The organism is Vibrio sp. CB1-5, assembly GCF_059412285.1.
The window spans coordinates 159,423-179,705 of the sequence record NZ_JBJHPB010000001.1 but is presented as its reverse complement, the minus strand read 5'-3'; the positions used below and the strand labels follow the sequence as shown (position 1 = coordinate 179,705).

General features: G+C 43.7%; 21 protein-coding genes. 17 read left to right on the top strand and 4 right to left on the bottom strand.

Features of this window, described 5'->3' with window-relative positions; genetic code table 11:
• Position 1 precedes the first annotated feature (1 nt).
• The 3 genes from ACJB0T_RS00760 (at position 2) to ACJB0T_RS00750 (ending at position 3,925) form a co-directional block, all read left to right on the top strand.
• Positions 2 to 1,654: a TadE/TadG family type IV pilus assembly protein gene (locus ACJB0T_RS00760; protein ID WP_479289955.1), complete on the top strand. Its 1,653-nt coding sequence runs from the start codon at positions 2 to 4 to the stop codon at positions 1,652 to 1,654.
• 8 nt (positions 1,655 to 1,662) lie between these two features.
• The gene (locus tag ACJB0T_RS00755; protein ID WP_479289956.1) at positions 1,663 to 2,283 is read left to right on the top strand and encodes an OmpA family protein; all 621 of its coding nucleotides are present in this window, start codon (positions 1,663 to 1,665) and stop codon (positions 2,281 to 2,283) included.
• Positions 2,284 to 2,476: 193 nt separating this feature from the next.
• Positions 2,477 to 3,925: a hypothetical protein gene (locus tag ACJB0T_RS00750; protein ID WP_479289958.1), complete on the top strand. Its 1,449-nt coding sequence runs from the start codon at positions 2,477 to 2,479 to the stop codon at positions 3,923 to 3,925.
• A 109-nt stretch (positions 3,926 to 4,034) separates the two neighbouring features.
• Here the strand turns inward: ACJB0T_RS00750 and ACJB0T_RS00745 are convergent, their stop codons facing one another.
• Entirely contained in the window at positions 4,035 to 4,805 is a 771-nt protein-coding gene (locus ACJB0T_RS00745; protein ID WP_479289960.1) for a helix-turn-helix domain-containing protein, read from the bottom strand.
• Positions 4,806 to 5,257: 452 nt separating this feature from the next.
• Between ACJB0T_RS00745 and ACJB0T_RS00740 the strand changes: the two genes are divergently transcribed.
• The 14 genes from ACJB0T_RS00740 to ACJB0T_RS00675 all read left to right on the top strand — a co-directional run bounded on the left by ACJB0T_RS00740 (position 5,258) and on the right by ACJB0T_RS00675 (position 17,694).
• The gene (locus ACJB0T_RS00740; protein ID WP_353496052.1) at positions 5,258 to 5,437 is read left to right on the top strand and encodes a Flp family type IVb pilin; all 180 of its coding nucleotides are present in this window, start codon (positions 5,258 to 5,260) and stop codon (positions 5,435 to 5,437) included.
• Between the two features lie 62 nt (positions 5,438 to 5,499).
• A complete protein-coding gene (locus tag ACJB0T_RS00735) occupies positions 5,500 to 6,012 on the top strand; it encodes an A24 family peptidase (protein ID WP_479289962.1) in 513 nt (170 codons plus the stop codon).
• Positions 6,013 to 6,021: 9 nt separating this feature from the next.
• Positions 6,022 to 7,371 (top strand): ATP-binding protein, encoded by a 1,350-nt coding sequence (locus ACJB0T_RS00730; protein WP_479289964.1) that lies wholly within the window; start codon positions 6,022 to 6,024, stop codon positions 7,369 to 7,371.
• Positions 7,364 to 8,119, top strand: a complete 756-nt coding sequence (gene cpaB, locus ACJB0T_RS00725) for a Flp pilus assembly protein CpaB (protein WP_479289966.1) — start codon at positions 7,364 to 7,366, stop codon at positions 8,117 to 8,119. Before ACJB0T_RS00730 ends, cpaB begins: the two co-directional genes overlap by 8 nt.
• 9 nt (positions 8,120 to 8,128) lie before the next feature.
• On the top strand, positions 8,129 to 9,595 hold the full coding sequence (locus ACJB0T_RS00720) for a type II and III secretion system protein family protein (RefSeq protein WP_479289968.1): 1,467 nt from the start codon (positions 8,129 to 8,131) through the stop codon (positions 9,593 to 9,595).
• A 10-nt stretch (positions 9,596 to 9,605) separates the two neighbouring features.
• The gene (locus tag ACJB0T_RS00715; RefSeq protein WP_479289970.1) at positions 9,606 to 9,878 is read left to right on the top strand and encodes a hypothetical protein; all 273 of its coding nucleotides are present in this window, start codon (positions 9,606 to 9,608) and stop codon (positions 9,876 to 9,878) included.
• A gap of 9 nt (positions 9,879 to 9,887) precedes the next feature.
• The gene (locus ACJB0T_RS00710) at positions 9,888 to 11,102 is read left to right on the top strand and encodes a TadE/TadG family type IV pilus assembly protein (RefSeq protein ID WP_479289972.1); all 1,215 of its coding nucleotides are present in this window, start codon (positions 9,888 to 9,890) and stop codon (positions 11,100 to 11,102) included.
• Positions 11,099 to 11,533, top strand: coding sequence for a TadE/TadG family type IV pilus assembly protein (locus ACJB0T_RS00705; protein WP_479289974.1), 435 nt, complete (start codon positions 11,099 to 11,101; stop codon positions 11,531 to 11,533). Before ACJB0T_RS00710 ends, ACJB0T_RS00705 begins: the two co-directional genes overlap by 4 nt.
• Positions 11,526 to 12,068, top strand: a complete 543-nt coding sequence (locus ACJB0T_RS00700) for a TadE/TadG family type IV pilus assembly protein (RefSeq protein ID WP_479289976.1) — start codon at positions 11,526 to 11,528, stop codon at positions 12,066 to 12,068. Before ACJB0T_RS00705 ends, ACJB0T_RS00700 begins: the two co-directional genes overlap by 8 nt.
• Positions 12,069 to 12,077: 9 nt before the next feature.
• On the top strand, positions 12,078 to 13,298 hold the full coding sequence (locus tag ACJB0T_RS00695) for a CpaE/TadZ family protein (RefSeq protein WP_479289978.1): 1,221 nt from the start codon (positions 12,078 to 12,080) through the stop codon (positions 13,296 to 13,298).
• A 16-nt stretch (positions 13,299 to 13,314) separates the two neighbouring features.
• Positions 13,315 to 14,766, top strand: coding sequence for a TadA family conjugal transfer-associated ATPase (locus tag ACJB0T_RS00690; RefSeq protein ID WP_479289980.1), 1,452 nt, complete (start codon positions 13,315 to 13,317; stop codon positions 14,764 to 14,766).
• Between the two features lie 13 nt (positions 14,767 to 14,779).
• Positions 14,780 to 15,748: a type II secretion system F family protein gene (locus ACJB0T_RS00685; RefSeq protein WP_479289981.1), complete on the top strand. Its 969-nt coding sequence runs from the start codon at positions 14,780 to 14,782 to the stop codon at positions 15,746 to 15,748.
• A 1-nt stretch (position 15,749) separates the two neighbouring features.
• Positions 15,750 to 16,670: a type II secretion system F family protein gene (locus ACJB0T_RS00680; RefSeq protein ID WP_479289983.1), complete on the top strand. Its 921-nt coding sequence runs from the start codon at positions 15,750 to 15,752 to the stop codon at positions 16,668 to 16,670.
• A gap of 10 nt (positions 16,671 to 16,680) precedes the next feature.
• The gene (locus ACJB0T_RS00675) at positions 16,681 to 17,694 is read left to right on the top strand and encodes a tetratricopeptide repeat protein (protein ID WP_479289986.1); all 1,014 of its coding nucleotides are present in this window, start codon (positions 16,681 to 16,683) and stop codon (positions 17,692 to 17,694) included.
• A gap of 151 nt (positions 17,695 to 17,845) precedes the next feature.
• Here ACJB0T_RS00675 and ACJB0T_RS00670 read toward each other — a convergent pair whose 3' ends face one another.
• The 3 genes from ACJB0T_RS00670 to cobA all read right to left on the bottom strand — a co-directional run bounded on the left by ACJB0T_RS00670 (position 17,846) and on the right by cobA (position 20,205).
• Positions 17,846 to 18,874: a DUF4382 domain-containing protein gene (locus ACJB0T_RS00670; protein ID WP_479289987.1), complete on the bottom strand. Its 1,029-nt coding sequence runs from the start codon at positions 18,872 to 18,874 to the stop codon at positions 17,846 to 17,848.
• A 39-nt stretch (positions 18,875 to 18,913) separates the two neighbouring features.
• The gene (locus tag ACJB0T_RS00665; RefSeq protein WP_479289989.1) at positions 18,914 to 19,195 is read right to left on the bottom strand and encodes a CG2 omega domain protein; all 282 of its coding nucleotides are present in this window, start codon (positions 19,193 to 19,195) and stop codon (positions 18,914 to 18,916) included.
• 254 nt (positions 19,196 to 19,449) lie between these two features.
• Positions 19,450 to 20,205 carry a uroporphyrinogen-III C-methyltransferase gene (cobA, locus tag ACJB0T_RS00660; RefSeq protein WP_112461707.1) on the bottom strand — a complete coding sequence of 252 codons (756 nt, stop codon included), beginning with the start codon at positions 20,203 to 20,205 and terminating at the stop codon, positions 19,450 to 19,452.
• Positions 20,206 to 20,283: the final 78 nt, after the last annotated feature.

Here is a 20,283-nt window from a genome sequence, read left to right as displayed (position 1 = left end):
TATGACCGTTAAGCAGAGAAAAATGGCTCACTCTCGACCTAGCCTGAATCGACAAAGGGGTGCGGCTGCAATATGGATGGGACTGACGTTAGTGCCGATTATGGGTTTTACCTTTTGGGCGGTTGAAGGGACGCGATACGTGCAAGAAACTAGTCGCCTACGTGATGCGGCTGAGGCTGCAGCCATAGCCGTGACGATTGAGGATGTAGAGACCGACTCACAAGCGATGGCGAAACGCTATGTGGAAAACTATGTGCGGGACATAAAGACAAGCTCAGTAACCACGATAAGAACGTTCCAAGAGCAAGACTTGGATATTGACCAGGAAGAGTATACACAATATACCGTTAACGTAACGACGACTCATGATTCATGGTTTGCGAGCACTTTTATTCCGTCTTTCGATGAGACACAAGACTTAGCGGGTTATTCATTGGCTCGTAAATATCCGGCGTATTTAGGTGATAATAATATCGATATCGTCTTTGTTTCGGATTTTTCTGGTTCCATGTCGTCTGAATGGGGTAGTAGGAGTAACAGAAGTACCAAAATTGATGACTTGAAGGCTGCAATACAAGCGATAACTGAGAAGGTGTTGTGTGATGATATAGATAGCTGCGCGGATGATGAAGATCAATCAGTTAGGCTAGATAATAAGATTGGTTTTGTTCCTTATAACATACGCACGCGTGCCAAATACAATAATCAGGTATATGCGGTCACCGAACTTTTCTTTAATGATAATCACAGGGATTGGGTTTCGGAGTACAGATACAGTCACGTTGACTGGAACGAATGGCGAACATTCGATGATGATTATGTAGAAGATTGTGCCGATGATTTTAGGGAATGTGAACCTCTTGAGCAAAAAAGCTGGAAAAAGTGTAAGGACAAAGGAAAGAAATGCCCAACTGATGCTCAGTATTTATTGGCTGAGACAAACCAGAAAATAGCGAAGCGAGTTGACGATGTATTGTCTAAGCAAGAATATGTTCCAAAACGAGAGAAGAAAGGAAAGCCCGTTTACATATCTTACGGTTATCCGGATGCGCTTGAATATGTCGACTTTCAAACCACGGTTGACTCAATGTTTGATGACCGAGAGGTTCATTCAGGCAGTGCTTATTTGATCAAGGATGCGGATCTATATCGAGGCTTTGGTCAGGATAATGAAGATCAGTTCTACAATATTGACCTAACGAATGACCCGTCATTTGTTGATAAAGTCAAAGAAATGGAAGAAGACGGCAGTACAGCTGTGTTTCAGGGAGTTTTGCGAGGGTTCAGAATGTTGAACGATGGAGCCCCAGATACAGACGATGAAGATGAGATCGCAGAGTACAACGCCAAAGTAAAAATGATCCTAATTCTGAGTGATGGTCAAGAGTCACCGCAAAATGGAATATTTAGTGCTTTAGCAGATGAAGACACCTATGATATGTGCGGTGTCGCTAGAGAAAAAATTCCAGGCTTGTACATAGGAGTGATCGGGATTGGTTACAATGCCCAAGGTGAAACTGGCTTTCAAGACTGCGTAGAAAACCCCTCTGAAGATATCATCAATGTAAAAGATGGATTGGACGAGTTAATTGACAAAATAGAAGAGCTAATCCGCAAAGGCTCCAAGAGCAGCGGCGTAACCAAGTTGTATTAGGAGAATTCATGAGATATTTAATGAGCGCCGCCGCGCTATCCGTTATTACGTTGAGTAGCCATGCGAGTGAAGATCAGTTTCAGGCATATTGTCAAAACAGTGCTGGCGAACAGCAGTATTCAGTATCTGTCTCTGATGTAAGGGCTATCGCTCAACACAGAGAAGGTAAGCTGAGTATTGAGCAAACAGGGTTTAGTGATGAATTTGCCTCAATGTTGGCAAAGCAAAACAGCGCGGTTTTCGACCGTTCAGATTGTACCTCGGTGATGTCAGTCGCTCAGGCGGGTACTGATAACCCAGTGGTGCGTGTGAACTTTGCCTTCGATAGCTATGGGTTAACACCTATGGCGAGAACGTCACTCAACAAAACAAGCTCGATGTTGTCAGAGGCTTCCTATGACCTAATCATAGAAGGGCATACCGACAGCCAAGGCTCTGCGCAATACAATCAGGGTCTTGGGCTACGTCGTGCTCTATCTGTACATGATGTATTGCTTTTTCAAGGTGTCGAGCGAGACAGTATTACTGTTAAGTCATTAGGTGAAAGCGAACCATTGGTGCCGAATAATAGTGCTGAGAATCGCGCTCAAAATCGCCGCGCTGAGATCTATGCTGTATCGGAGAATTAATGAGGGGGCTTCACGCAATTCTTGAACTTCCTCTTAATTGATGAATAAGATCACACTATTACGCCTCATTGTAGCGACACTGCTTTGGGGCTTTGATAGAATAGAAAATTATATCAGTAAGAAACCCTTCATTTTATAAAAACAAGCGGAATATGGAAATGTTCAGGCGGTTAAGAAGGATTATGAGGTTGTTGTGAATCTAGAAAAATTATTACCACACTTGAGAGCGAAAACATGGATTACGTTAGCCGGCGTGACGATGATGTCGGGCGCTTGGGCTTCTGAGTTGGTTAATGGCAGTGAACAGGCTAAGTTAGATACCATTAACAGTGAATATTCGTCTCGCTATGGCGAAGTTGGCCTAGATGACACCATCTCTCTATACAACAAGACCTCTTCAAGTATCGAAGCCAACAAAATCAAATTATTGAACAGCGTTGATATCATCAAAGCTGATTCTAAAGTGTTCCAAGAGAAATTGCTTCAAGGTGAGTATGATGAAGGCATCGCTTTGGCCTTGCGCGGCGTATCGACATCTATCAATAAACTCAATACTGAGTTAGCTGACGCTGAAGCAAAACTGAATGAGCTAAATAAAACCATTGCCTCTAATCAAGTCAGTGTGACTCAAATTGAACGTGATAAAAATGACCAGCTATTGGCGCTTTATCGCGACATCAAAGATCGTCATCTAAAAGAAGCGAACGTCGTTCATAAAGAAAACTACTCTGGCAAACTAGAATGTAAAGTTACCGAGAGTTTGTCTTCATGTGTGAACCGCAATCTACCTTACATGAAAAATGCTTTTGCGCTTGAAAAGGGTGGTTCTGAACGCATCGACCTGACGTCATACAAGGTAGTGGATGCAACTCAAAAGCTGAATGGCGATTTAACTTACACTGTATCAGCAGAGTATAAAAATGCCTTCAACTCGAATCTGGATGGTGAAATTCGCAAGGCGCTAAACCTTGATAAGATCCGATTTGTATTCCGCTCCAACTCTGCGAAAACAGACTATTACATCAATGATGAAAAAGTGGGCAGTGGTGATGTGATTGAACTGTCGGGTAATTACGTGGGTGTTTACAACGTTAAGGCGGTAAACAATGGTAAGACACAGTCGCTGCGCCTGAGCTTGAAAAACGACGGAGATTATTTCTTCCCGTTTGCAAAGAAAACTCAGAAAAAAGCTGCAGCTAAATCAGCAGCACCAGTGACAAAAGAGTCGGTACCCGCTGTCAAAAGTGCGAAAAACAATCAAGCAGCACGGATCACTAAGAAAGTGCTAAATGATCCAAAAACGGCTGAAATGAAAAAGTTATCAAAGCAGGAAGTAGGGACGTTTTCTAATACCGTTGTATACAAAGATGAAGTGTTTACCTATTTGTACCCAGTATATCGTGGTAACAATAAATCAGCAGAAGTGTTCCTAAGCCGTGATGATGCGACTCAATATTGTGAGCAAAAACTGTCGTCTAAGTTGCCAACTAAAGCAGCTTATAAGTATCTAGAGCTGTATACGGATCTTAAACCGGGTGATTATTGGACAGCTGAAGGGCGAGTTTACTCTTCGCAAAAGAAAGACGTGTTTGATAAGACTTTTGATACCAATCGTTTTATCTGTATGGTTAGTATGAAGTAATTGATTGTCTTTTTGGCTTTGTAGTGCAATGTTCGGTATGAGCTGGCTCGATATAGTTACTGCGACAACGTCGTAAAAAACTATCGTGGGCATGAATATGTTGATGCTGCTAGTTGATCTTTAGTATTCCCTTAAAGTTTCGAAAAGTACCGGGACTCATGCCTGTTTTCTTCTTGAAAAATCGGGAGAAGTAAGACACATCATTAAAACCGCTTTGATATGCGATAGCTGATATTTGCTTCACATCGTTGGCTAACAGTAGATTTTTTGCGTATTCGAGTCTTAATTTACTTACATGATCCCTGAAACTACAGCCGACTTTCTTATGAAAGACACGAGAAAAGTGTTGAGTGGACAAGTGGCAGTGAGCGGCAACTTCTACCTCCCTTAGGCTTTCTCTATAGTGTTTTTCGATGTAGTCTAGAGCCGCGTCAATGGTGTTGGGTTCAGCGGGAGTTGGTCTGTGATTTATCTCCCTTGTCATTTCTGTTTCACGAATGCTTGGCACGTTTGAAAAAGTGTCGCCGTTTTTTTCTAGCAATGAGGTTATTTGCTCAATTGCTAGTGCGGTCTTTTTCAACACCTGGTGAGAGGTGATGTCCACATGGGCTTTGACCAGTCCACTGTTTATGAAGGCCTCTGGTACCGTTGAATCGTGAAACAGTATTAGGGGTTTTGACAAATTTTGGCAGATCTTCAACAGCGTTAAAAGTGTACCATCGTCCTCGTAACTCTCCGAAAAATAGAAACAGAAGTGCTGAGAAGGCTGAGTTATTACAGATACATCATCACCTACTTCAATCACATTGATCTTTTCACTCAGGTAGTCTCGTACAACTCTTGGCAGTAAAATAGTTGGTTTTCCTATCCAATACGCCATTTTTTCTCTCTCAAAACTGCGACAACACGATTAAACTATATAACTAGTCTAGTAGAGTGCCGTGTTTTTACAAAATAACATCATAAAAATAACATCTAAGCTCAAGATAGTCTCAATGTTAATACACTCAATATGCTTAATGCTATAATTTATGGATGTTTGGAGACACTCCATGAAAGTCTTGTGGTTATATTCATCTGTCTAGGATAACAAAAATACCACAGTGATTGTTAATAGTAGTCTGTTTATTTCTAATTTTATATCCGTGATTTTGCCTAATTTATAATTCTAAGGTTTAGAATGGTATTAACTTTAGTTTAGTAAATAGGATTAACTTAATGTGAGAGATAACAAAATAGTTATACGAATTAAATAAAATAGTCCTAACCAATCAATGCGTACTCTCCTAATTTGAAAGAGCGTTAAGCAAACAGGACCAAAAGGAGATTGCTATGTCGACGCTAACTAAATTGTGTAAAGATTTCATCAAAGATGAAGAAGGTCTAACGATTCTGGAGTATGTCATCGGTGCAGCTTTGATTATTACAGTTTTCGTTATCGCGGGTGGCGGTATTTGGGGAGACTTGAAAACAGAGCTCGACTCCCAAATTGACAAAGTCGAGGCGTTGTAATTCAGCAGCTAGGAGCCACGACCTAATCGCGAGGTCGTGGTCAACGAGTTTAGGGAGGTAAAATGGATTTTATCGAATATGCTCTATGGTTACCACTGTTGACTGTTGCAGTATTTGACATTCGAGACCAAAGAATTCCGAACAACTGGGTACTTCTTACGCTCGCCGTTATGTTGGCAGCGCTATCGATTAAATATCAAGGCGTAACAAACATACCGGTTTCCAACCTTTTGGCGTTTATGCTGACGCTTAGCGTGGGTTTCGCTTTGTTCAGTATGAAGGTGATGGCGGGAGGAGACGTGAAGCTATTGGCCGTTTTGGCGCTTGGTACGGGCATCGAGCATTTGGTCACATTTCTGATTGTTACAGTGTTGTGCGGTGGTGTATATAGTCTTTTCTACCTCTTTAGTCATATTTCTCGATCCCCACTTTCATTGAAAGACCAGGCAATAACATATCTAAAAGAGGAAATTGTTTTGAGACGGCATTTGGCCACAAGAGTCTCGGAGAAGCTTAGACTACCTTTCGCTCCATCGATAATCACTGGTTTTGCTTTATACCCCCTATGGGTGTGAGGACTGTTTATGAATGCCATTACGTCTCTTACCAATAAACCACGACTGTCACCACAGATCGATCCACCGCCGATGCCTTCTCTCCTGAAAGAGCTGGAAATCCCCGTGGTTGTGTTAGAAAACTTGGTACTAAAGCACATCGCGCACTTGATGAAAGCGACAGTACTTGAGCTATCAGATGCTATGGGGGTGAGTAGTCATATCGTTGATGAGTTACTGAATTACCTTCGTAAGCGCTCGTTATTGGAAGTGTTTCAACCAATGGGATTAAGCGGTTCTGCTGACTATGGCAACAACCAAGTGCGTTATGGGTTGTCTGCGGCTGGCGAGCAGGAAGCGGATTTGGCGTATATGAAAGACGCTTACGTCGGCCCGGCACCAGTGTCATTGGATGAGTACAGTAAGGTAGTCGCGTTGCAAGATGTTAAAGTGAACAGCATCGGTCACGAACAAATTGCGGGAGCACTGCGCGGAGTATTTGGTGCAGAAAAAATGATCCATATACTAGGCCCCGCACTTAATTCTGGCCGAGCGTTACTGTTGTACGGTAAATCTGGCACTGGCAAAAGCTTCGTAGCAGCGCAACTTATTAATTCGTTTGAATCATCAGTGTATATACCTTTTGCGGTATATACATCCGGAAGCATCATAAGAGTTTTCTCTGACGCGCACCATGTTATGTTGGATAATAATTCAACGGTTAATCGAATTCACTTCAACGAACAATATGACAAGCGTTGGGCCTTGTGCGAAAGACCCAACATTCAAGTCGGTGGCGAGCTAACGATGGAGATGCTAGAGGTCAATCATTCTCAGCATAATCGAGTATGGTTGGCACCATTGCAAATGTTGGCAAATAATGGGCTACTCATTATCGATGATTTAGGCAGGCAGAAAATATCTGTCGGAGCGTTACTTAATCGCTGGATTGTACCAATGGAATATTGTGTTGATTATCTGCAATTACCGAATGGACAGCAAGCGGCGATACCATTCACGCTGAATCTAGCCTTCTCAACTAATTTAAACCCACTTGATATTGGTGACCCTGCATTTTTGCGTCGCTTAGGATACAAAATAGAATTCTATCCTCTAAGTCAAGATGAGTATATGAGTCTAATAGACGAAGTCGCAGAAAAGAGAGGGTTAATTATAAATTCAGAATCTAGGGGAATGGTATTGCGATTGCACAGTGTAGATAAAACACCATTTTACCCATGCATCCCTAAAGACATTATTGGGATATGTAGTGACATTATTAAATTTAATCAAGAGTCGAACGTAATTACGTCATCTATATTGGAGTCAGCATGGCGACTATATTGCACTTCCGATGGAATGGGAGGAAATAATGAGTAAATCACAAGTCTTTTTGTTGATGTTGATATCTGCTGTATTAGGTTTGGCTGCCGTTTATATCGCCAAGCAATGGATGGAAGAACAGAACCAGCCGCAAGTTGTGACAGAAACGGTTGAAAGAGAACCGGTAGTCTTTGTCGAACAAGAGATCATCGCAGGTACGATAATAGAGAGCAAACATCTGTCGGTTAAGTTATTAGAAACTGACTGGGTCGACGATGAAGATCACTTCTCTACTGTCGATGATGTTGTCGGAAAAGTGGCCAGCACATCGTTGTTTCCGGGTGAAATCGTTCATTCTTACCGACTCTCTGTTCCGGGAGAGGGCTCTACTCTTGCGGCTGTAATAGAAGACGATAAGCGGGCCGTGACGATTCGAGTCAATGATGTCATAGGTGTCGCAGGCTTTTTGCTTCCGGGAAACAAAGTAGACGTTCTCAGCACTGTTAAGTTTAATCAAACTCGCTCTAAGACAGATACCGTGTTGAAAAACATTAAAGTGCTAGCGGTAGACCAGACAGCCAGAACTAATGACAACAAGCCTGTCATTGTAAGAGCGGTGACGCTGGAAGTGACACCAAAAGAAGCTGAGAAGCTTCTAACCGCAAAAAGCAATGGCGAGATACAACTGGCGCTGCGAAATCCTCACCAAAAAGATAAGCCAGTTGCGAAAAGAACTTACGTTCCACAACCAAGTGTAACGATCATTAAAGGAACTCAATCCTCAAATATAAGAGTAAGGGACTAAGGTAATACTATGAAATGGATTGTCAGTATACTCATCGCTTATCTTTTTAGCACACTTTCGTTTGCTGCTACTCAAGCTGGGAAGCTGGTTAGTGTGCCCCATCATAAATCTAAAAATGTCATCTTAGCAGGCAAGGCAAAACGTGTCTCTTTAGGTGACCCAGATGTGTTAGACATAGTTATGCTGCGCTCTAACGAAGTGTTTTTAATTGGTAAAAAGCTTGGCTCAACCAACTTGATGGCCTGGGATTCTAGAGGAAGACTTATAGAGTCCATAAACATCGAAGTGACTCACGATCTCAATGGTGTGAAATCCAAGCTCTTTGAGTTTTTGCCAAATGAGACAATCGAAGTACACAGCTCACAAGACAAGCTGATCCTTAGCGGACAAGTGAGCAATCAAGCGGTTATGAACATGGCTGTCAAGGTAGCAGAAACGTTCACCGCAGGAGCACCTGCAGACGAAGGCACTGAATCTAAAGATGAGACGGTAGCAGATACCAAAGTGATTAATTTGATGTCGATAGGTGGCGCTCAGCAAGTCATGCTTGAAGTCACGGTAGCTGAGGTGCAGCGTAGCTTGGTTAGACGTTTTGATTCTGATTTCCACTTTTTCAACCAAAACGGTAACTTCGGTTGGGGTGCCACTAGTGGTGGTGGTGTCATCGATGCAATTGGTGGCGGTGTCGGGCCGATCTTTAACGTTCCTAGTATCGAAGAAACTGGCTTGTTGGCGACCTTCTTAGACGGAAATACTCTGTTTACGCTAGCTCTAGATATCGCTAAAGAGAATGGTGTTGCCAAAGTGTTAGCAGAACCAAACCTAACCGCATTGAGTGGTTCTAAGGCAGAGTTTTTGGCCGGAGGTGAATTTCCAATCCCAGTTCCGAACAGGGACGGTATCACGGTTGAATACAAAGAGTATGGTGTTGGTCTTAAGTTTGTCCCAACCATACTTTCGGACCAAAAGATCAATCTTGTTCTATCCGTAGATGTGAGTGAAATAGCCAATTCAGGCTCACTAACGCTAGATCCAATAGAGACCAATGCAACCTACATTATTCCACCAATCACTAAGCGAACAGCTGCGTCAACACTGGAATTGGCTGATGGTCAAACGATCGGGATCGCGGGACTACTTAGTGAAAACGTGAGAGATGTTTCTAGCAAGCTACCAGGTGTTGGCGACGTACCGGTATTAGGACAGCTATTCAATAGTCAGGAATTTATATCGGGAGAAACTGAGTTGGTTATTCTTGTAACGCCAAGATTGGCGACGCCTGTAGACCGCACAAAACTACTTTTGCCGACGGATGCGTTTGTTAAGCCCAATGATGTTGAATTCTATCTGCTTGGACAGGGGGCATACATCGCAGAGATGGATGACGCAAGCAATGCTAACCAACAAAGCCAAACGAGTACAACCGTTCCATCTAACCAAGGTGGCTCTGAAGGCTCTTTTGGGCACTCGCTATAAGGGAAATGCAATGAATAGACAAACATTGGGAATTGTTTTAGCGACATTTGTTCTATTTGGGTGCGCAAATGATGCGCCATTGGGGCAATCGGTAGCCAAGCTCAAACATGAGCAAACCTATGATCACAATGCGACCGCTAACAACTTAGGTGTGGTGCCAACAGGTACTGGGGCTCGCATGCAGGTCGCCTATGATGAGTACGCTGGTCAGTCAGCCTATGATGGCAAAGCGGAAACAGTTCTAGGCAAAGACCTAGTTCAGCAGAGAAGAAGTTCTCGATAGGGGTGATGTATGAATCGCGTTCGGAAAATGACGAAATCAACAAAACGTCAAAAAGGGTTAACTCTTATCCTTTTTACGTTGGTGTTTATTGTTTTTATGTTTTTCGCTGGTTTGGCATTTGACTTTAATCATGCCACTTTGAACAAAACGCGATTACAAAATAGCGTTGATGCGGCGGCGCTCGCTGCTGCGGTCAAGGTCAGTGATGGCTCTGACACGACGGTAGCAACGGCAGCAGCAAAATCGGCGATAGCAACCCTGTTTTCTGCATCAGGAAACACCGAAGTGACGGTGCCCGATGCATCCATTACCGTTCAATACTCCAATGACCCACAAGATTTCTCAGGAAGTTACGATTCAACGTTGGTGACCTTTGTTAGAGTCTCTGTGGCGGACGTTCCGCTAACTAGCTTTTTTATCGGCTTTTTTGGTTCTTCCAAACAGGGTGCAGCCAGCGCTGTTGCTGGTCCAAGCTCCTCCTTGAATTTTGCTTGTAACATTGTTCCGATCGCCGTTTGCGCGGCGACTTCTAGCGGATCAAATGACTTCTTGGGCTTTAATTTCCATCAAGTCTACGAACTAAAGGTAGCTGATCACAATGCAAGTGAAATGGGGCCTGGTAACTTTCAGCTATTGGACTTTGGCTCTGGTGCTAGCACGGTACGAGATGCACTAGCGGGTGGTTTTGACGGTTGTGTTGACATCACTGAGAATGCTACTACCAAACCGGGTAACACGATAGGCCCAGTGGGCCAAGGACTTAACACACGATTTGGCGATTACTCCGGAGGTGGTGTAAACGCTGCTGATTTCCCACCTGACATATACGTTAGAGAGCCGGCTACAGAAGCGACAACAGATAATGAAGGAAACGTAGTCTATGACAACTCATTTCTATACTCGAACTATTTAGAAGGCGCTGCTGGATGTGATGGCTCGGCAAGTGGTGATTGCACTTCAGGAAACAAAGGTAGACGCATTTTACCAATACCTATGGTTGATTGTAGCGGTGCTGGTGGTGGGGCGACTACGTTACCAATAACCTCGATTGGTTGTTTCTTTTTGCTGCAGAAAGCTCCGAATAACAATGGTGCAAAGCAAGGTGTTTTTGGAGAGTTCTTAGAGGATTGCACGGTACAAAATGGTGGTTTTGGTTCGGTGCCGGACTCCGAAGGTCTATTCAAGATTCAGCTCTACAAAGATCCAGGGAGTGGTGAATCATGAAATATCAAACATCTGAAAAACAGCAAGGGCTCGCGGTTATAGAGTTAGTGCTAGTAACGCCCCTTATCATCATCTTTATGGCTCTATTCTTGGAGATAGGGAGCTTCTTTATTGACCATCAAACACTTAATAAGATGGTTCGCAATGGCGCTCGTCATGCCGTAACTGAGGTGTACGGTACAGTAGGGGGCAGTATTGCAGACACGGATGAGATAAAAAATTTGGTCGTTTATGGAGTGAGATCAGGCGGATCGGAATCGTTGCTCGATGGTGTGACAGTGGACGATGTAACAGTCGTAGAAGCCGGTAGTGTTGTCACTGTGAGCGCAAGTTATACCTATTCACCGCTCTATTCTACGATACCGTTCTTGACGCAGGCATTGAGTGTCACCATGTCAGCTTCTGCAATAATGGAGAAGAGAGATGACTAGGTATATCAAAGGGCGAGGAAGAACTTCTTCAAGGGGTTTAACGATTCTTGAGTTCACCTTGACGGTGTTGATCTCAATGCTTCTGGTTCTTTCTGCATTTGAATTTGGGCGCTATGTATATTCAATGCAGATGCTTAACGAAATGACGAGAAAAGCCGCACGATTAGCGGCGGTGTGCTCTATTGGTGATCGTGACGATATTAAGGATCTCGCAGAGATTGTCGAAAATCGTCCTTATGGTTTTGATGCTGATGATCTGGAGATTGTTTATCTAGATCGAGATGGAAGTGCAGTAGCGGTTGATGGCTTTAGCTCGATGTCAACCGATGACAAAGATGATGTTCTTGCACAAATAAGATATGTACAAGCGTTCGTATCGGATGATTATAAATTTCAGTTTGTCCGATTTTTATCGTTTTTAGGAGATGCAGGAAGCATAAAAGTACCTAATTACCAAACGGTTATACCGGCGGAAAGCCTTGGTGTTGTAAGACCAACCCAAAGCTCGCCATCCGGTGCTACCGAAGATTGCTAGGAGGCGTTCATGGGAGAAGCGGTGCCGATCACAAACAATATCGCTGTAGGCGTAGAATTTTCATTGAAGACCAATCTTCATATTTGGACTCTATACAGCTCAAGTGAATTTAAAAGTCACATTCGTACAGAACTTACTCGCAGTAAGAATACCGTAGTCGAGTACATTTCATTATCCGCGGTTAGCGAGCAAGGGTTATCCAGTTTTCATGAACCCGACATCATCATTGTGGAAGCCAATGATGATTGGGCAGATAAGGTCGCTGACCTGCAGAAATACAATCTCCCCTTTGGTGAGAATGAAGTTTCTTTGTTGGTATTTGGTGATGAAAACGACAGTGGAAATCTCAAGCTAGCTTTAAAACTCGGTGCTTCAGACTACTATTCTCGTCATTCTGGAATCGATATTTTTGTTCCTTTTTTAAGAGATATCGCAGAGCACAAAATAGCAAACAGAAAGATGGGAGAGCTTTTTCTGTTTATGAATGCGAAGGGCGGTAATGGGGCGTCTACATTAGCATTAAACTCCGCCGTAACACTCGCAGAGCAATACCCGAATCAAGTACTTTTAATCGATATCGATACACAGTTTGGGCTGCTAAACGAATACCTTGATATTTCACCCAAATATGGGTTGGTTGAAGCCATTGAGACACTGCAAGATATGGATGAAGCCTCGATAGGTAGCCTTGTTACTAAGTACGGCGACAAGTTACACACTATTGGTTTCACGAGGGGACAAGGCAGTATCGCGATAGCGAAATCAACCGACGTGCAAAAATTGATTCCTCTGTTAAGGCAATACTACAAATACGTGATTATTGATTTCTCGAGAGGCATCGATCCGATTTTTTCACCCTTGGTGACACCAGCCACCAAGATATTTTTAGTGTTACAGCAGAACTACATGTCTTTAAAAAACACGAGTTACCTAGTGAAGAGCCTCAAGTTAGAGTTTGGCGTTGTCGCCGATAGTTTGAATGTCGTCATTAATCGTTTTGATAAAAACCAGCCCATTTCCATTAAGGATGTCGAGGCGACTGTACCGAATATCAAAGTGGATGTTATCCCTAACGACTTTAAGAACGCGAACGAAAGTGCCAATTTAGGCAAGCCAGTCGTCGAGTACCGCAAAAAAAGTGCGATTGGCAAAGCGATCCATAAGCTCTGTGCAGACCTAATGCCAGAAGAGTCCAAACAGAAAGGGTGGCTAGCGCGTTTGTTCAGCTAATCCAAGGAGGGATAGTATGTTTTTTAGGAAGAATAACAGTCCAAACAATGACCTAGAAAGTCAGGGTAAAGCCCACCGTGATATTAAGTCGGATGAAAAAACAGAAGCCGTCACCGAAGTCACTAGCAAACTAGCCACTGATGAGGTTGTTGATGCCGCGAGCCTGAAACAGAAAGCGATAGAGGATACGCGAAAGCAGCTAGAACAGGATCTGTCCGTTAAACATTACTTCCATAGAAAGCTAATGGACACGCTGGATTTGGGGCTGTTGGCGTCGTTAGAAGAGAAAACGGCTAGAACCGAGTTGTATAATGCAGTTTGCCAGTTGATGGACGATGATAACGAGCATCCCTTGAGCTTGGAGGGTAGGCAGCGTGTGTTATCTCAGATCGAAGATGAAGTGTTTGGCTTAGGTCCCCTAGAACCGCTACTAAAAGATACCTCTGTGTCGGATATCTTGGTCAATGGTGCTAAAAACGTCTACGTAGAGCGCTTTGGTCGACTTGAGAAAACACCTTATACGTTTCTAGATGACCGACATTTACGAAATATCATTGATCGAATAGTAAGTCTAGTAGGCCGCAGGATTGATGAAGCGTCACCTATGGTCGACGCTCGATTGATCGATGGTTCGAGGGTCAATGCGATTATCCCACCTCTTGCTATTGATGGTCCGTCAGTGTCGATACGTCGGTTTGCTGTTGATAGACTCACCATGGATAACTTGTTGGAGCTGGATTCGGTATCTTCTGAAATGGCTAAGTTTGTAGAAGGAGCAGTAAAAGGAGAGCTTAACGTATTGATTTCCGGCGGTACTGGCTCTGGAAAAACAACGACACTTAATATCTTTTCAGCCTTCATTCCCTCAGATCAACGCATTATCACTATTGAAGACTCGGCTGAGCTGCAACTTCAGCAACCACACGTCATTCGCTTAGAGACCAGACCAGCCAACCTAGAAGGCAAAGGTGAAATCACTCAACGTGAGTTAGTTAAAAACTCGTTACGTATGCGACCTGATCGTATTGTTGTTGGTGAGGTGCGGGGGAGTGAAGCGGTAGATATGTTGTCTGCGATGAATACGGGTCATGATGGCTCACTCGCTACTATTCACGCCAATACACCTCGCGATGCATTGAGCCGCGTTGAAAACATGTTTGCTATGGCAGGTTGGACGATATCGGCTAAAAACTTGCGGTCACAAATTGCTTCTGCAATCCACATTGTCGTTCAAATGGAACGTCAGGAAGATGGCAAACGAAGAATGGTGTCAATTCAAGAAATCAATGGCATGGAAGGAGAAATTATTACCATGTCAGAGATCTTTAGGTTTGAGCGCGAGGGTCTCGATAGTGAAGGCAACGTAAAAGGGAAGTATGTAGCGACAGGAGTGGTGCCCGACTGCCATTCTCACCTAATTAAACGGGGAATCGATGTACCGTTTGAACTTTTTAATGATCTGAAATGAGCGTTAGAGGGAATTGAAGATGAGTATGACATTGTTTTTTGTACTGATTTTTACTGCCGTATTTATTATCTCACAGGCACTCATTCTTCCTGCTGCGGGTAAAAAAGTAAAACATATTGAGCTTACGAAGCGGCTAAATAAGGCAAAAGGCCAACTCGACACTGAAAGCATCACTCTGCTGAATGACTACTACAATAAATCCCTATCACCTATTGATAGAAGGCTAGTGTCAATCAAGTATTTTGCGAACATGAAGAAAATGCTTGAGTTGGCGGGTGTAAAAATGGGGCTCGGAGACATCTTGGCTCGAACAATATTGTTCTGCTTGTTGGTCACGGTTGCTTTGTTGTTGACTGATTACCCTTGGTATTTAGGTTTAGTAGCAAGTGTCATCATTATTTCTGGTGTGATCTTTTATATAAACTGGAAAATAAACAGTCGATTGGAGAAGTTCGAAGAGCAACTTCCTGAAGCGTTAGATATTATGCGTCGGATGCTACAGGCCGGCCAACCGTTGACTCAGGCATTTCGAGAGGTAGGGGATGAATTGCCAAACCCGGTGGGGGGGGAGTTTAAACATACCTTCAACCTTCTTAATTTTGGTTATGACCTTAAGATTGCCATTCTTTCTATGGCCGATAGAGTTCCTACCGTATCGATGCTTGCCTTTTCATCAGCTGTGTTATTGCAGAAAGACACGGGTGGTAACTTGGCAGAGAACCTACAGAAAGTATCAGTGGTTTTACGAGCCAGGTTTAAACTCGCAAGGAAAATCAAAACACTGTCCGCAGAAAGTCGTATGGGTGCATGGATATTGGTCTTGGCTCCGTTTGTGCTATTCATGGCTCTTTATTTGGGTAATAGAGAGTTCGTGGAGCCATTGTGGACAGATCCGCGAGGCATTAAATCAGTAATTTTTGGAATGGTAAGTTTACTGATTGGTGCTATTTGGATTAAAAAAGTAGTGAATATCGAGGTGTAACATGGACGTGCTTGCAACTCTTGACATACCACGTGAATGGGTATTTTTGGCCGTGCTAATGCTGGCGGTGACCATACTCGTGTTTGGTATCGGTTTTATGTTTGTTGGTGCCAAGTCTGCGTTAGATAGGAGAGTTCATAATCTTGCCTCTCCTGAGCAAAAACAGGAAAAGAGCAAAGTGATTGATACACTAGAGTCCTTGGCTCCTTCCTATGTACCTAGATCCGAAAAAGAGCAGCAAAGCGTTCGGCTGAAACTGATGCATGCTGGTTTCCACCATAAAAATGCTATTGCAAACTTCTATGCGTTGAAAATGCTGTCATTCACGATAGGTGCAGTTTTGGCTGCGGTTGTGTTTGTTCTGAGCTCTAATGGCAGCCAAAGCATACTGTATGCGGCACTGTTGGTATTTATAGGATTATTCGCGCCCAACTTTATATTGGCACGTATAGCATCTAAGAGACAAAGAAGAATTCGAGCAGGAATACCCGACACATTAGATTTGCTGGTGGTATGTACAGAGTCCGGTCTAGGTTTTTTAGCTGCGATGAAACGAGTCGCGAGTGAGACATATATCTCGCATCCTGAATTAGCGGATGAGCTCGAAACCATTTGTGCCAAAGTAAAAGCTGGTGTTGAGTTACCTAGGGCATTTGATGAGTTGGTTGTTAGAACGGGTTTGAGTGAACTCAAAGGGCTTGTAAGTATGTTGTCGCACGCCTCTAGGATTGGTGGCAGCCTATCTGATACGTTAAGAGACTATAATGAAGATTATCGAGATAGAAGAAACCAGGCTGCAGAGGAAATTGCAGCGAAAATACCGACTAAAATGCTGTTTCCAATGTTGCTATTTATCTGGCCATGCTTCTTTATTGTGGCGATTGGTCCTGCAGTAATAACGATAGTGTCGGCATTCGAATAAGGAAAATACGATGAAACGACTTACCTCACTTTTGATGCTAGTTTTAACGTTCGTGATTTTTGGTTGCTCGTCTACCGATACGGGACCAAAATATGACACATCTTTATACCAGGGTAGACCGATTGACACCCTGACTCAAGAGCCACCACCTCAATCAGAGGTTGAAGCTATTCAAAGAGGGGATGCTGCGCTCAATGCAGGGAATATTGATCTCGCGTTATATGAATACATCCGCTCACTATCCTTTGAAAACCTTGCCTACAAGGACCAGACCTTGTATACGATTGGTAAGATACATCTTTCTCGTGGTAATAATGATTTAGCCGAGCGAGCACTCAACATGTCTGTGAATGCTAACCCGAATAATAGTAAGTCGTTGGAGCAGCTAGGTATGTTTTACGCTAGCACGGGCCGTATTCCAGAGAGTGAGAGTTTCTTTTTAAGAGCAGTAAATGCAGACCAATTGAGATTCTCGTCGCCAAAAACGATTAAACGAGAGGATGTGAGCGTCACTCTTATTGAGTCGCTTAGCACAGACCGAACATCACCAGGTTACGCTTACATGGGGTTAGGGGTGCTTTCTGATGTTGATAACGAATACGACATTGCACGTTCCTTTTATGATAAAGCGGGCTCTATCTTGCCATTTGAAAATAAGGTCCTCCTGAATATGGGATACTCCTACTACATGTCTGGAGATTACACCAAAGCCACTGAGTTTACCCAGCGAGCACTGAACCGTGAGCCCGACAGTGAAAAAGCTCAAAACAACATGGCACTCATTTACCTAGCTCAAGGTTATGAAAATCGAGCGTTAAACATGTTTAGTCGTCATCTTGAAAAGCCCGAGGCTTTAAACAACGTCGGTTACTTTCTTATGTTAAAAGGCAAGCCTGAGCGCGCAATTCCGTACTTTCAACAGGCGATCGATGCTAAGCCATCATACTACGAATTAGCTAACGATAATCTGGAACGTGCTCTTTCTGAAGTACGTAATAAAGAAGTGATAATTTCCAACAACTAGTCTTACTCGCGTTGACTCACTTGCGTTGAAAGAGTTTCGTAGCAGCAAAGTAGCTCGCCCAAGGATGGGCGGCTGCTTTTTTTGTTTTATGATGAAAAAAACGCCCTTTAATCAAAGAGCGCTTCAAACAAAAGTAAATCTTCAGTTTTAATTATAATTCTACACTCGTGTCTTGGTTACCAACTACCGTTACATCTGATTGAACACTGAATATGTTGAAACCAGCTGCCACAGGGGCTGAATCTTCTTCGCCATCATCATGCTGCGCAGTACAAGTATACCCAAGGTTGTAGCTACCAGGGTCTAGGAAACCAAATGAGAATTCGTAGACTTGCTGCGTTTCATTGTAACTAACGCTTGCAGAGGTTAGAGGCTTAACGGTATCGGTTCCGCCAATAGGCGCCATGTTTTCTTGCGTAGTGCCGCTTTCATATAAATACACAGCTTGCACTACATTGGCGTCCGCTGGATTGTTACAAGCGTTGAACGTCGCCGTTGATACGGTGCCTTCAATATTGCCAGTCACAGCCGTATTAATCAGAGTGACCGAGGTACGTTGAATGCTGTAATCTGGGAACGTTGAGTTATTTTTTAAGCCTCGTCGTAGATCAAACTCTACTGCAAAGTCGTTGTTTTGCGGATTTACCGCAAACGAATCATTGAAGTACAGTACACCTGTGTTGTCTATTTTACCTACACCTTGTGGGCAAGCGCCGTTACCTTTAACCGACAACTCGCGCTCGGTATTGTCGTCCTCAATGACGTAGGAGGGGTGGGTCGGGTGATCACCATCGTTAGCGAACACGCAAAGTTTGTAGTTACCTACAGTCACGACTTCATCTTTAATCAGTGGCATTACCTTACTGCCTTGATAGTCAAGCAAGTTGACGCTCAGTGGTACTGGGTCTTCACCGTCAGGAATAGGGTTGCCACTCTCATCAACCGGGTTGCCTTCATCGTCGGTTAAGTAAACATCATAGATAAGTGGTGAACCACCATCTTGTGGCAATAGCGCCACGGTGCCGAAGGTCACAACAACCTCTTTGACCTCATCCACAGGAGCGTCTGTAACGCTGAGCGTCACAGGCGTCGTTGTTGCCGGAGAACTTGAATCTCCACCACACCCAACGAGTGCAAGTGACACGACACCCGCAACGGCGGTAAGCTTTAAATACTTCATAACTCATTCCTTAATTACACTGCTGGTAAAACCTGATGATCAATCATCGTCTTTGTCGCGGTCTTTACCTTTGTTGTTTTTGTCCTTGCCGTGTCCTTTGCCCGGGTTATCGTCGCCATGGACGCTTCGGTTGTCACCCTTGTTTTTATTGCCGCCTTTTGAGTCGTCATCACAATCTTCTGAACGTAGTGTCATCACGTCACCTTCGATTTTTCGGCAATCGTCACTGATTTCCATGCGATCGCCTTTGATTGTGACATCTGCTTGTACAGCAGAAAGGGGGAGTAAAGCTCCAAGAGCCAATGAGACGAGTATTTTCATTGCTAACCTACCGTTGCAAGTTGAGGGACACGTCAAGCGTGTATAGGTTAGTTAAGTTTAGTAAGGATATGTCAGAGCTATTCAATGCTGGGAAAGCATTCTGTCAGCGGATAGCAGAAGTGAGACACGCTGTCGGAAGACAAGCGAAAGCTTATGGGATTAGGCGTAAAAAAAGCCAGCGTAGTCCGCTGGCTTTAGAATTTAAAAGGCACGTTTGCATAGAAACATTATTTATATAAGTGTCATCAAGACGCTTAGTTAAACCACTTAAGTTTGTCGTGCAATTGAGTCACACTCCCAACCACAATTAAGGCTGGGCTTTCTGCTTCGCTGGCCATTTGAGGTAGCGTGTTTAGCGCACCTTGGAAAACACGTTGTTCTTTGCGTGTTCCATTCTCGATCACCGCACACGGCGTGTTTTCATCGAGACCGTGAGTAATGAGCTTGTCAGTAATGCGTCCGCTTTGCTTTAGACCCATATAGAATACGAGCGTGTTGTTGGATTGAGCAAGCGAGCCCCATTCAATTTCACGGCCATCTTTTTGCACGTGACCGGTAATAAACTGCACGCTTTGTGCGTGGTCGCGGTGGGTCAGGGGAATGCCTGCATACGCTGTAGCTCCAGCAGCTGCGGTGATACCCGGAACCACTTCGAAGTTGATGCCGTTTTCAGCCAGTGTTTCTAGCTCTTCACCGCCGCGGCCAAAGATAAATGAATCCCCACCTTTAAGGCGAACGACTTTTTGGCCTTCTTTGGCTTTCTCTACCAAGATCTGGTTGATCTGATCTTGTGGAACACAGTGATAGTCAAGCTTCTTACCTACATAGATCATCTCTGCATCAGGTTTTGCCAGCGAAAGAATATCTCTGGATACGAGTCTATCGAAAACGACTACATCCGCAGACTGAATCACGCGATATCCTTTCACTGTCAAAAGATCAGGGTCTCCAGGCCCCGCACCGACTAATGAAACAAAGCCGGCATTTAAAGATGTGTGATTAGTGGTCATAAGCTACGCCTATCAAATCAAAATTTGGGTATAAAGAGTGATACTCGGCAGTACGACTTTTTATAACCAAAGAGTTAA